This is a genomic window from Larkinella terrae, assembly GCF_009668025.1.
Taxonomy (GTDB): Bacteria; Bacteroidota; Bacteroidia; order Cytophagales; family Spirosomataceae; genus Larkinella; species Larkinella terrae.
The window spans coordinates 167,152-179,958 of the sequence record NZ_WJXZ01000007.1; the positions used below are offsets into that span (position 1 = coordinate 167,152).

Below are 12,807 nucleotides of genomic sequence, written 5' to 3' on the forward strand. Positions count from 1 at the left end.
TTACAGTTGTCGCCGGGCCGAGGTTTCGGTAGCCTACCTAAACGTCGGCCCGGCGAAAACCGCCCTCACGCTGCCCGCTCCTGATCCAAAAGCTCCTTGCGGCTTTTGCGTTTGTCGAGGGAGAGCAGGAAAGCCGGGAGTAGAATCAGGTTGGCGGCCATCCCCATCAGCAGCGTAATCGACACCAGAACGCCCAGGGCAACGGTTCCCTGGAAGGTCGAGAAGGCGAAAATGGCAAAACCGGCAAACAGGATAAAAGCCGTGTAAATCATGCTGATACCCGCCTGGTGAATGGTGTTGGTAATGGCTTTGGAAATACTCAGCCCGCGCCGGAGTTCTTCGCGATACCGGGCCACGAAATAAATGGTTCCGTCGGAGGCAATTCCGAAGGCCACGCTGAAAATCAGGATGGTGGACGGTTTTAACCGAATACCGGCGTAGCCCATGATGCCCGCCGTGATGATCAGCGGAACAATCCGGGGCAGCGAACAGATGATGATCGTCCGGACGTCGCGGAGCAGCAGCGCCAGCAAAGCCGTGATCAGAATCACCGCCAGATAGACACTTTCCTTCAGGTTGTCGACCAGGTATTCATTGCCTTTCGTGAAAATCGTGCTGCTTCCCGTAATCCGGACGTCATACATATCGCCGTTGGAAACCCGTTTGCCGGTTTCACGGTCGATATTGAAAATGGAATCGACTTTGGGTTGCAGTGTGGTCAGCAGTTGCCGGATGCGAACGGTTCCGACGTCGGCCATCTGAAAACTGACGCGGGTGTAGCGCCGGGTGCTGTCCAGAAAGCCCTTGAAAACGTTGGACTGGCCTTTCATCTGGGGCGCATAGCTGGCTAACTTGGCCATTTCGAGCGCACCGGGTAGGACGTAGTATTTCGGATCGCCCCCGCGATAGCCCTGGTACAGAAATTTGGCGGCTTCTACCACCGAGAGCGGCCGCGTAAATTCGGGGTATTTTTCGAACTCGCGCTGCAAAAGCCGCATCTTGGTCAGGGTCTGGGGCGTCAGAACGCGTCCCGGCTGGCGGGAATCGATGGAAACTTCGAAGGGCAGAACCCCGCGAAAGCTTTTCTCGAAAAACTTCAGGTCGGTATAAATCGGATCGTTTTTCGGTAAGTCGTCCACGACGTAACCGACGGCTTTGATCTGCATGGCGCCAACCACGCTGACAACCACCAGAATACCGATGATGGCGTAAACGGCCCGGCGCCGGTGGTGAACGGTTTGATTCACCCAGTTCAGAAAGGACACGACCCAGCGGCTATCCATGTGGCCCCGCTGCTTCGACGACGGCTCGGGCAGGTACCCAAACACGATGGGAATCAACACCAGACAGAGCGCATACGTAACCACTACTCCCAGCGAAGCCACCAGACCAAACTGAGCGAGCATCGGGCTGCTGGCGAAGTAAAAGACGAAAAAACCAATAGCGGTGGTAACATTAGCGAAAAAAGTCATTTCGCCGATGCGCTCCGTCGCAATGTTCAACGCCCGGATTTTGTCGCCGTGGTGACTAAACTCTTCGAAGTATTTGTTAATCAGAAAGATGGTGTTCGGAATCCCGATGACGATAATCAGGGGCGGAAGCAAACCGGTCAGCAGCGTAATTTTGTAGCCGAACAACACCAGAAAGCCCAGCGACCAGACCACTCCAACACCGACAATGCTGATGGCGGCCAAAACCGCTACGACGGATCGGAAGAAAAACAGCAGGATCACCGCCGTAACGCCAAACGCCAGCGCCATGAACAAAACCATTTCGTTGCTGACCTTGCCCGTAAATTTCGTGCGGATGTAGGGCATGCCGGACATGTGAACCGGAATGTTGAATTGGGCTCCGAACGCCCGGACTTTTTTCTCAATATCCAGGACAATGCCAATACGCTCCTTGGTATTCAGTTTTTTCTGGTCGAACGTAACCGCCATCAGGTGCGAGCGACCGGCGCTGTCGGACACGAAACCCTTGTAAAACGGCAGCGAAGCCACCATTGACTGAATGCTGTCGACCTCGGCCTGCGTGGTAGGTGCGCGCGGGGCCAGAGGCAAAACCTGAAACTGTTTGATGCTGTCGTTCCGGACAATACGGAACAAACTGGCCGCTGAAAGAACAGTTTGTACGCCCGTCGATTTCTTGATTTCCTGATTCAGTGCGTACCAGCCGTTGAAAACCGGTAATCGATACAGGTCAGCGGTTTCAATGCCGATCACCATAACGCTTCCATCTTCCCCAAACCGTTTTTTAAACGATTCGTAGAGCTCAAAGTCGGGGTCGTTGGAGGGGAGAATCCGGGCAATTTCGTAGGAAAGCTGAATGCGGGTGGTCTGATAGGCCATAAAGACCGTTCCTACAAAAATGAAAATAAGCAGGAAAATGCGATTTTTTAAAATATAATCCGAAACGCGGTGCCAGAACATCAAGACAGAACTGAAGATTAGGACTGCAAGGTACTAAATCAGGATAGTTTTTGAAAATGAACCGCCAAACACTTCCCCGGCTTCCTGAGTGGAGCTTGATTAAGTACTATTTTAGAAATTAACTGAGAATCAATCGGATCGACTGGCTTTTGTCCGATATTTTACTTCTGATCAATCAAAAACCGGTCGCCGTTTGCCAGCTCATTAAGATAGGCGGAGAGCCGAAAACCGGTCATAGCCTAATTAAATTCAAATTGATTCTAAACAACTGGGGGGATTGGTGGTTTACCTTTAAGGATACACAGATTTACGGTCGTTCATTCTTTATTTATTGAAATCGGAAGCGCGTTGGACTGGATTCTATACCATTATATCTTCAAAAAATTATGAATTATTCCTCACTACAAGGCCTAACCCCGAACGTACACACGCCAACCAGTGTAGCCTTTATCGGTGATTATCTGCCGCGCAAATGCGGAATCGCCACGTTCACTTCTGATTTATACAAATCATTTACCACTTTTTATCCGGAATCTTCGGCGATGGTGGTGTCGGTTAATGATGTGCCCGAAGGCTACGACTATCCGGATGAAGTTCGATACGAATTTTACCAGCACGACCTGAATTCGTACAAAAAAGCTGCCGAGTTCCTGAATTCGATGAATACCGAAGTGGTCTGTCTGCAGCACGAATACGGTATTTACGGTGGAACAGCGGGCAATTATATTCTGACCCTGCTTCGGAACCTGACGATGCCGGTGGTTACAACGTTCCACACGGTTTTGCGCAATCCCGATCAGGATCAGTTGATGGTCCTGAAAACCATCGCCGATCTGTCGGCGCGGGTGGTGGTGATGACTGAAAAAGGTCGGCAATTCCTGAAAGATATTTACGATGTTCCGGAAGATAAAATCGACGTCATTGCCCACGGAATTCCCGATATGCCGTTTGTCGATCCGCATTTTCACAAGGACCGGTTTGGCATCGAAGGCAAACAGGTACTGCTGACTTTCGGTTTGCTGTCGCCCAATAAAGGCATTGAAAACGTCATTAAAGCGCTGCCGCGCATCGTCGAAAAATTTCCCAATACGGTTTATATTGTGCTGGGAGCCACGCACCCGAATCTGGTTCGCGACCAGGGCGAGGTGTACCGCGACAGCCTGAAAAAACTGGCTGCCGACTCCGGCGTCAAAAATAACGTGCTCTTTTTCAATCAGTTTGTCGAGCTTGACAACCTGATGGAATTTCTGGGTGCGGCTGATATTTACATTACTCCATACCTGAATGCGGCCCAGATCACATCGGGAACGCTGTCGTATGCGTTCGGCTGCGGAAAAGCCGTTGTTTCGACGCCGTATTGGCACGCTGAAGAATTGCTGGCCGATGGACGGGGCGTTCTGGTGCCGTTCAACGATTCGGATGCCGTTGCCGACGCCATTCTTAACCTGATGAGCGACGAACCGCTTCGACACGGTATGCGCAAAAAAGCTTATATGCTGGGTCGGGGGATGATTTGGGAGCGAGCCATGGAGCGCTACGTCGATTCGTTTGTCCGGGCCCGGCAACAGCCGATTGCATTGCCCGGCAGTCCGCTGGCGCTGATGAACGGAAATGGCAATGGAACCTATAAGTTACCACCGATTCGGCTGGATCACCTGTATCGTCTGACGGATTCGACCGGTATTATTCAGCACGCCCGCTACCATTTGCCGCATTACGATGAAGGGTATTGCACCGACGACAACGCCCGGGCGCTGATCCTGACCGTGATGGTTGAAGAAGCCGGGCAAAGCGATCGGAAACTGGCGAAAACGGCTGACGATTTTGCGGCTTTTCTGAATTACGCCTTTATTCAGGGACGCGGGCAATTCCGCAATTTCATGAGTTATGACCGCCGGTGGCTCGAGGATGTCGGCTCCGACGACAGTACGGGCCGGGCCATCTGGGCGCTGGGTACCTGCGTGGGCCGCTCTGCGGATAAGAATCTGATTACCTGGGCCATGCCAATGTTGCACCAGGCCCTGCCTACCTTGGTTGATCTGCCTTCGCCCCGTTCCTGGGCCTTCGGGATTCTGGGTGCCTGCGAATACCTGAAGCGGTTTGGCAACGACCGACTGGTCAAAACGATCTTGCAACAACTGGTCGATAAAATGCTCATTCGGTACAACGACGCCAAATCCAAAGACTGGCCGTGGTTCGAAGGGTATCTAACCTACGATAATGCCAAGTTATCGCACGCGCTCATCTGCGCCGGGGAGACCTTAAACGACGGCAAACTGAGCGACCTGGGCATTCAGACCTTAAACTGGCTGATCGGGTTACAGATGACCGGCAACGGTATTTCCACCACCGGTTATTTTCAGCCGATCGGTACCAACGGTTTTTACGTCAAAGGTGGTGAAAGGGCGTATTTCGATCAGCAACCTCTTGAAGTTCAAAGTTCTGTGTCGGCCTGTCTGGCGGCCTATCGGGTGACGAGGGAAGCCGTCTGGCTAAAGCGGGCCACGAAAATATTCAAGTGGTTTACCGGCCACAACGACCTTGGATTATCGGTTTATGATCCCAATACCGGTGGCTGCCGCGACGGTTTACACGTCGATCGGGTTAACCAGAATCAGGGCGCAGAATCAACGCTGGCTTATCTGATGGCTTTAACCGAACTTCATTTGACACAAAAACAAATTTCTGACGCTGAAGTTACAAATGCGGCACTAACATTGTTAGTCTAAACGTTGAAAGCTAACGTAATGAGGGAATGAATTGGACTCTTTTAGCGCCATTCGTTCCCTCATTACGTTAGCTTAATTCTTCGTTATTAACTTGAAGTAACTATGATTAAGGCAACTCGTACCGGAATTGTACTACGACCCGACCCCACCCGCGTTCTTTTTCGTCCTTTTGAAAGCAGTAGCTCGACACGCACGCTTAAAATAATTGCCCGGGTCAATGCCATGACCGAGGAAGAAGCGGAGCGGAAGTTGGGAGAAGTTATTCGCGAATTTGGAAGTCGACATTATAAGCTGGAGCGGTTTTTCCTGAAACGCTTCAATCACATCAAATCGCAGTTACTCACCGACGAGCCACTGACACTGGAGCGAAAACTCCTTCTGGGCGCCTATTTTACCATGGAATATTCGCTGGAATCGGCGGCCCTATTCAATCCGTCGATGGTCTGGCACCCGGACCAGACCAATGTGCCGCCGGGATTTAAACGGTTTATTCTGAGCATGCGGTCGACGGGGGAAGGCCATATTTCGTCGATTACGTTCCGGATGGGCTACATCGATCAGGACAGCAAGATTATCCTGCGCAAGCCGTCGCGGTATGTTACTTCCCCGGAAATTGTACCCAACCACAGGTTTAACCGAACCCAGTTTGAGCGGAAACTCTACGAACTTCGGTTGTCGAACCCCATTTCGGAAATGATGATGAGCGGTTTGGGCGAGGAATTTGCGCTGGAAGAAATGGAAGACCGGCTGAAGCGTGTCCTCAATCAATACCGTCACCACGCTGAATACGAGGCCATTGCGAGTAGTTTACGGACGCTCGCGCGCTCTAATTATGAGCTTGATTTTGAGGAAGATCAGAGCTTGGATGAACGCTGTATTTTTCCAACATCACCCAACGAGACCAACGGGATAGAAGACGCCCGGTTCGTGCGGTTTGTCGAGGACGACGGCGAAGTCACGTATTACGCGACGTATACGGCCTACAATGGTCAGGTGACTTTTCCGCAACTGCTTCAGACCAAGGATTTTACCCACTTCAGTATTAGCACGTTAAATGGTGCCGAAGTACAGAATAAAGGAATGGCGTTGTTTCCCCGAAAAATCAACGGGCGGTACGTGATGCTTTCGCGCCAGGATGGCGAAAACATTTATATTATGTATTCGGATGATCTGTATTTCTGGCAAACGAAGGAAATTCTGCTGAAACCGACCTATCATTGGGAGTTTGTACAACTCGGCAATTGCGGTTCGCCGATTGAAACGGAAGCCGGTTGGCTGGTGTTGAGCCACGGCGTTGGCCCGATGCGGAAATACGCGATTGGCGCGTTTTTACTCGATCTGGAAGATCCCGGAAAAGTAATCGGCCGCTCGAAAGAGCCGTTGCTGAGTCCCGACGAAAATGAGCGGGAAGGATACGTCCCGAATGTGGTGTACAGTTGTGGGGGGCTTATCAATGGGAATGAACTGATTATTCCCTATGCCATGTCGGACTACGCCAGCAGCTTTGCCACCATCAATGTACAGGAACTCTTGGACGAACTGACGGGTAACCAGAAAGAAGTTACCGTCGATGCCGAAGAGCAGAGTCTTTGAACGGAAACGCACACGGTTTTTCAGCCAATCGTGTTGCGCTAATGGCCATTTACGTTTCGTACGGCCTTAAAACCACATTCAAAAACCGTCATAATCAATTCTTTTAAGGTTTTGGTTGTGACGGTTTTTTATGCCCGAACCAGCATCGTTTTGGACACCGCCAGGTGTTAAAAGTAATTCCTTGCCTCTTATCTGCCTAACGCAACCCGGCTTGAAATTGAACGAACCCGTTTGAGCCGTAAACGGCATTTTCTCTTCCTGAATCAAACGCCAAAAACCTGCGACAAACATCTTTTCGCCTATATAATTAATAGGTACAAGCGTATGCGGGAAAATCCCAGGATGCAAAGCGTTCAAGATGAGCTTAAATGGTACTTTGACTAACAATTTCACTGGGTTTTCGCGGCAGGGTTTTCGTAATTGACCCTTCCGTTCCTGGTCGAATAGTGGGTATAAGAGTAAAATATACACTTACTCTTTTGAGGATTTCGGCTCAACAGAACCCGCTATAATGCGATTGAGAAGAAAAAAATGAAAATTTTTTTTTGAATAATTTTCATTAAATGATGTGCACATACAACTCTATTTTAACAATAAATGACTATAAATTGATCGAAGCTCTGAGTCAAGTAATAGAAATTTAATTTAGTAATGTTTTGATAAACAGTTAGTTATTACAGAAATGTGGCAAAAAGGCGTTAAAATCGCATTAAAACAAGATTAAAGCCCTCGTGCGGTAATAAAGGAAATTGATTGATAAGTTCAAATAAAAAAAACATTATTAATATTTTTTACTAATTGTGGCCACTATTTAGAGATTTCAACCTAACATTTTATTAGTTTTACAGAAAATAATGATGTTTCCCCTCCAACTAAATCTACCACTCTAAATTAAACTGCCGTTAAAACGGCCCAGAAAATCTATGGTAAAACTCTTACTACCGCAAGCCCGGCTTGTCAGGATGATGAGATTGTCTGTCCCTCAAATCCTGCTGGCTTCTGTCTGCATGAGTACTACCTTCGCTGCGAAGGACCCCAATTCGGGAACCTCTTCAAAATCTGCCTTAGCCACCGTCACGGTGGATCGTACCCTGACCGGGAAAGTGACCGATGAGTCGAACTCGGCTTTGCCAGGGGTTAGTATCGTATTGAAAGGTACCCAACGCGGTACTGTATCGGATGCCAATGGCCAGTATAAAATTGACGTACCGGAATCAGGTGCTACCCTGGTTTTTTCATTCGTGGGATACCTGTCTCAGGAAATTAGTGTTGGTTCAAGAAATTCGATTGACGTTAGCCTGAAGGCCGACAATAAAGTGCTGGAAGAAATCGTCGTCATCGGTTACGGTACGGCCAAGAAAAGTGACTTGACTGGTGCGGTCGGAACGGTGAAAGAAGCCGAACTGAAAGAACGCCCCGCTCCGTCGCTGCAGCAGGCGCTGTCGGGCCGGATGCCGGGTGTGCAGGTCAACACCAACTCGGGTCGCCCGGGTGGTCGGACCACCATCCGCGTGCGCGGTTTCAGCTCCATCAACTCGTCCAACAACCCCCTGTACGTAGTGGATGGCGTGATGCTTCCCCAGGGCAACGGAGCCCAGTTCAGCTCGGCCATTGACTACATCAACCCCAACGACATCGTGTCGGTGGAAGTCTTGAAGGATGCCTCCTCAACCGCCATTTATGGGGCGCGGGGTGCCAACGGGGTTATTCTGGTAACAACCCGGAAAGGAAAATCGGGTGAAGGTCAGGTGACGTATAACGTGGATTTCAGCGTGAACACCATCGGGCCCAACCGCCCGCACGTATTGAACACGGCTCAATACATGGCGACGGAAGACCTGGCGTGGGCCAACATGGCCAAGTATGACCCCGTCGGCTGGGCGGCTGGCAAATGGGCGTATCTGAACCCCAAACTCCGCCGGATTGATCCACGGGTGTGGAACTCCGATGGCAGTCCGAAATACGATACGAACTGGCTGGAAGAAGCCACCCAGAACAAGCTGTCGCAAAACCACCAGCTGGGTTTCAGCGGGGGTAACGATCGTACCCAGTATTCTGTATCGTTGGGATATCGGGATGACCAGGGCTTGATCAAGACGTCGTACATGAAACGGTATTCAGGCCGGTTTACGATCGATGATCAGGTGAAGAAGTGGTTGAAAATCGGAGGTACGCTGAGCTACAACAACCAGTCGGAAAACATTGTGGATCAGGGCGATGCGGTCGCTCGCCAGATTGTGGAAGACTTCCCTTTCCTGCCCGTGAAATACGAAGATGGGACCTACGCCAATAACCGGGATTTCCCATATGCGGAAGGAACGATGAGCTCGGTGCACCGTTTGATGGATACCAAATACATCCTCAATACGCAAACCACGTTGGGTAGCCTGTACTCGAACATCACCTTTGCTAAAGGACTGGAAATGCGGACGATTCTGGGAGCAAACATTCAAACGCAAGAGTTCAACAACTCTGTAACCCGGACGCTGAACATTGGAGGGAACGGTAACGCATCGACCAATAACCGGAAAGAATCGTTCTGGTCGTTGGAAAACTATTTGACCTACAACAAGCAGATCAACGAGAAGCACAGCATCAACGCCCTGTTGGGGATTTCCTGGCAGGAAACCAATGTGTTCAACATTGGAGCCAGCGTGAGCGGTTTTGCGACGGACTACTTCGGTTTCAACAACTTAGGTGCCGGTGCCACCAACCCCAGCGTGAGCTCGGGTGCCTCGCGGTTTGCGTTTAACTCGTACTTCGGTCGAATCAACTACAGCCTGATGGACAAATACCTGTTGACGGTAACGGGTCGGGCGGATGGTTCGTCAAAATTTGGAGAAAACCACAAGTTCGCTTTCTTCCCCTCAGCGGCTCTGGCCTGGCGGGCATCGGAAGAGGAGTTCCTGAAAGGCAACTCACTGATCTCCAATCTGAAAGTACGGACCAGCTTCGGTCTGACGGGTAACTCGGAAATCCCGGCTTACACCTCGCTGTCGCTGCTGAGCTCGAATTACGCAACGGTGTACGGCGATACGAAAGTATCGGGAACGGGGATCAGCCGTCTGGCTAACCCGGATTTGCGCTGGGAAAAAACCGCCCAAACGGATGTTGGCGTTGAGTTGGGCTTGCTGAAAGGCCGCATCAACCTGGAAATGGACTACTACTATCGTTTGACGACGGACATGCTGTTGGATGCACCCGTACCACGCACGAGTGGTTACGCCACCATCCGTCGGAACGTGGGTTCAATGCAGAACAAAGGTTTCGAAATTGGTTTGAACACGGTGAACATCGACGCGGGCGGTTTTCAGTGGAACACGACTTTCAACATCTCGTTCAACCGCAACAAAGTGTTGACGTTAGCGACGCCTTCGGATATTTTCAACGTGGGTGGTCCGAACTTCACCAACCCAACCAACGTCATTCGCATTGGCGAGCCAGTAGGTGCTTTCTGGGGTCTGACCCGGGTGGGTGTCTGGAGCGAAGCGGAACGCGAAGAAGCCGCCAAGTTCACCAGCTACCGGAACGGGTTGACGATTCTGCCGGGTGACATCAAGTACCTGGACGTGAACGGAGACAAAGCCATCACGGACGCCGACCGGAGCATTATCGGAAACGGTAGCCCGAAAGGCTGGGGTGCTTTCACCAACAGCTTCCGCTACAAGAACTTCGATTTGACGTTTGAGACGCAGTTCTCGTACGGCAACGATGTGATGTTGATGAACCTGCACCCGAGCGAAGACCGTCAGGCGCTGGCCAACAGCTACACCTCGGTGTTGAATGCCTGGACGCCGACGAATCAGAACACGATGATCGCTGAGATTCGGGACACGCGGGCGGGTTACGTAACGAACGTGGACAGCCACTGGATCAAGGACGGATCGTTCCTGCGGGGTAAAAACCTGTTGCTGGGTTACACCTTCCCGAGCCTGGTGACGAGCAAGCTGAAACTGAACCGTCTGCGGGCGTACGTGTCGGTGCAGAACTTCTTCCTGCTGGTTGATGATCCAATCGTAGGTGATCCGGAAGTAACGCCGACCAACCAGGGTGATGGTAACAGCGCGTTCTCACAAGGGATGATCTGGCACAACTACCCCAAACCGACTACGTACATGTTCGGTCTCCAAATCGGTTTGTAAGATTTTAGTAATCGGTTTTCAGTATCGCACGGGCGACCCCTGCGGATTACTGAGGAGTGCAAGGCTCGACGTAAAGCCACAACGGTGGTGATGGTCTGGCGTATACTGAAAACCGTATACTGAAAATCAAATTTGCACAGTTACCCCATTTACTAAGTACCTAAAAAAGACTTTCTTAAAATGAAACATATTGTGAGTAAAGTGAGCAAAGTAGCCCTGCTGGGAGCTATTCTGCTGGGACCCGTCGGTTGCAAGGACTTCCTCAATGAGCAAGCACCCTCCAACCTGACCCCCGACAATTTTTACACCATCCCCGACCACGCGGAAGCGGCCATTGCTTCGGTCTACGCCGATATGCGCTTCATGGGCGATGGCGCCGGAATTTTCTCTTCCAACTGGCAACTGCTGGAAGCGCTCACCGGTACCTCCACCACTGAAACCGCTCAGAACTCGGATTTGAACAACCTCTACGGGTTGGTCCACGACGGCAACACGGTGCACGTGGTCAATTACTGGAACGGGCTCTTCAAAGTGATCGCGCAGGCCAATCAGGTTCTCGATCGCGTGCCGGGCATTACGCCGATGGATGCCGCTCAGAAAACTAAAATTCTGGGCGAAGCCCGGTTTTTGCGGGCCAATGCCTACTTCACGGCGGTTCGTCTGTGGGGGGATGTGCCCCTGATTACCAAACCGCAAACGGCGACTTCGGAAGACTTCATGCCCGCGCGCACGCCCCAGGATGCCGTTTACAAGCAAATCGTCGATGACCTGGTAGCCGCTGAAGCCGCCGGTCTGGCCTGGACGGATTTGACGGGTCGGGTAAACCTGGCCGCCGTGAAAACCCTGTTGTCGAAAGTGTATTTGACGATGGCTGGTTTCCCACTGAGCAAAGGCGCTACGCACTACAAACTGGCGGCTGACAAAGCCCTGGAAGTCATCACCTACGCCAATGCCAACCCAACGGCGATCGGTCTGTTTACCAACTATAACGATGTACACCGGGAAAGCACCGAAAACCGTATGGAGCATTTGTTCATGCTGCAATACAACACGCTGGTAGCGGGTAACCCGATGGACAACATGTACCCGAACTTCAAACCGGTGACCTACAACGGACCATCAGGAACGGGAAGTACGGTGCCGACGCCATCATTCTACGCATCGTATGAGCCGGGTGACATTCGGGCGAAAGATCAGGACGGTTATTTCTACTCGACCTACTACACCAACGGAAACGGGGCACCGTTCGCCCTGGGTGCGAACTACATCTTCAAGCACTTCAACCGGACGTCGAATGGTACGTCAGGAGTTGCCGGAACACGTCAGAACAACCTGAACGTGCCGCAAATCCGGTACGCCGAAACGCTGTTGATCTATGCCGAAGCACAAAATGAATTGGGTGCTCCGACGCAGGCGGCTTACGATGCGTTCAAGAAAATCCGGGATCGGGCGGGTCTGACGACTCCAGCCCTGGGCACCTACACCCAGGCGACGTTCCGGGAAGCGGTGTGGCGGGAACGGTGGCACGAACTGTGCTACGAGCAGCTGACCTGGTTCGACATGGTTCGGTTGCGGAAGGTATATAACGAGAAGACGAACGGTTTCGACAACTTTGTGGGCCACGTCAACCTGAGCTCGAATCAGCCGTTGCAGGAGAAACACCTGTTGCTGCCGCTGGGCAAGCAGGAGATGCTCAACAACCCCAACCTGAAACCGCAGAATCCCGGTTATCCGAACTAATCAGTTTCAGAATAGGAAACAAAACACCCCGACTGGCAAGGCCAGCCGGGGTGTTTTGTTTTGGAAAAGCCAGTCGGCGGTTTTTAGAATAACGTTCTGAACACCGGGCGAAGCAACAAACTAGCCAGGCTTTGCGTTGATCAAAGACGGGCCGCTTCATGGCGTTGAACCCGC

6 protein-coding genes are annotated in these 12,807 nt (G+C 51.4%); 4 read left to right on the plus strand and 2 right to left on the minus strand.

The annotated features are described in order from the left end of the window. Positions 1 to 65 precede the first annotated feature (65 nt). Complete coding sequence (locus tag GJJ30_RS13560; RefSeq protein ID WP_310588243.1) at positions 66 to 2,348, minus strand: efflux RND transporter permease subunit; 2,283 nt, start codon at positions 2,346 to 2,348, stop codon at positions 66 to 68. 467 nt (positions 2,349 to 2,815) lie between these two features. Here GJJ30_RS13560 and GJJ30_RS13565 point away from each other — a divergent pair, with 467 nt between their 5' ends. Both GJJ30_RS13565 and GJJ30_RS13570 read left to right on the plus strand, forming a co-directional pair. Beyond that, positions 2,816 to 5,158: a glycosyltransferase family 4 protein gene (locus GJJ30_RS13565; RefSeq protein WP_154175703.1), complete on the plus strand. Its 2,343-nt coding sequence runs from the start codon at positions 2,816 to 2,818 to the stop codon at positions 5,156 to 5,158. A gap of 102 nt (positions 5,159 to 5,260) precedes the next feature. Continuing rightward, complete coding sequence (locus GJJ30_RS13570) at positions 5,261 to 6,751, plus strand: glycoside hydrolase family 130 protein (RefSeq protein WP_154175704.1); 1,491 nt, start codon at positions 5,261 to 5,263, stop codon at positions 6,749 to 6,751. A 78-nt stretch (positions 6,752 to 6,829) separates the two neighbouring features. Here GJJ30_RS13570 and GJJ30_RS13575 read toward each other — a convergent pair whose 3' ends face one another. Next, entirely contained in the window at positions 6,830 to 7,144 is a 315-nt protein-coding gene (locus tag GJJ30_RS13575; protein ID WP_154175705.1) for a hypothetical protein, read from the minus strand. 530 nt (positions 7,145 to 7,674) lie between these two features. On the opposite strand from GJJ30_RS13575, the gene GJJ30_RS13580 reads away from it, so the two are divergent. Beyond that, positions 7,675 to 10,893: a SusC/RagA family TonB-linked outer membrane protein gene (locus tag GJJ30_RS13580; RefSeq protein WP_205880562.1), complete on the plus strand. Its 3,219-nt coding sequence runs from the start codon at positions 7,675 to 7,677 to the stop codon at positions 10,891 to 10,893. Positions 10,894 to 11,073: 180 nt separating this feature from the next. Further along, positions 11,074 to 12,633 carry a RagB/SusD family nutrient uptake outer membrane protein gene (locus GJJ30_RS13585; protein ID WP_154175706.1) on the plus strand — a complete coding sequence of 520 codons (1,560 nt, stop codon included), beginning with the start codon at positions 11,074 to 11,076 and terminating at the stop codon, positions 12,631 to 12,633. Positions 12,634 to 12,807: the final 174 nt, after the last annotated feature.